Below are 1,202 nucleotides of genomic sequence, written 5' to 3' on the forward strand. Positions count from 1 at the left end.
TAAGGCCTGAGTCTCCGCTGTTCAGCGCGTCAATTGTTTTTTGCATTTCTTTGATTTTATCCTGCAATTGGACATTTTCAGCTTTTGCTTCAAACTGATCCGCGCCGGACGAAGAGCCGCTATTTTTAAGCGCGTCGCTAATCATCGCTTCCACTAAATCAATCGCCTGGTTATAAAAATCTTTTCTTGACTGGAATACGCGCAAAGATGCAAAAGAACTGTTATTGCAAAAACGCCGTAAATTTTCAACAACGCGCGTCGCCTGATCGTACTGCTTTTTTTGAATATTATCCTTTGCGGCGGCAAGTCCGCCTGAAATCTGAGCGTCTATAGCGGCAATTTTTTCCTGCTCCGTTCTAAGCTTTTCAAGCTCGTTTACGGCGGATTCCAATTCGCTGGAAACTTTCTGCTGGGCGGCTGTAAACTCCCTTGTTCTTTCGTCAAGTTGGGCGCGAAGGCGGGCTTCTCTTGAACGTGAATCTTCCAGTATCTGCGACCTCTCATCCTGTAAGACTGCAAGCTGGTCGCGGAAATAATTTTGCAAAGCCAAAAGCCTCCCTTGAGCCGTTATTTGATCCGTCGTTAGATTTTGATTGCTGGAATACAATTTTGAAAGCTCATCGTCAACGTCACTCAGGCGGGAAATTATCGAATCCATTTCTTTTTCTTTTGCGGCGATTTTTTCCGCCGTATCTTTGCGAATTTCTTCAATAAGGGCGCGTTCAGTCAAATTGTAAACGGCATTCCCGGTCCTTACCTGCGCGTCTTTTTTCCCATTAAAGGAAACCAGCAAAAACGCGCCGCATAAAAGCAATGCCACTGCGGCTATATTTACAGCTAACGGAAAAACCGCGTCTTTTTTTTGCGCGTTAATAATTATCTTGCCCTTGCTTTCGACAATTTGCGAACTTGTCTGTGAAAGCTGTTTGCGGTTTTTCTCGGCTATCCCGTTAATTTTAGAGAGTATTTCCCTCTGTTCATCAACTGATATTCCCGATTTTTCATCAAAAACAATTTCTTCGTTATTCATAATTCTCCCTTACACGCAGATGACTTTTTCGGCTTCTTTTGCAGAAAGCCTTATGCCGCCGGCTTTCAAACCGCGCACATTGTAATTCTGCGCTTTAAAAGTTTCCGATAGGACTTTAAGGCGCGGTTTTGGCTTATAGTGGACGGTAAATGAAAATTTCGGATTAATGTCC

General features: G+C 43.7%; 1 protein-coding gene. It reads right to left on the reverse strand.

From position 1 onward, the window contains the following. Positions 1-1,030: hypothetical protein (locus ACYVRH_RS12960; protein ID WP_461257315.1), on the reverse strand; the 1,030-nt coding region annotated here is incomplete at its 3' end. Positions 1,031-1,202 lie beyond the last annotated feature (172 nt).

This window comes from Treponema sp. R80B11-R83G3, assembly GCF_054786115.1.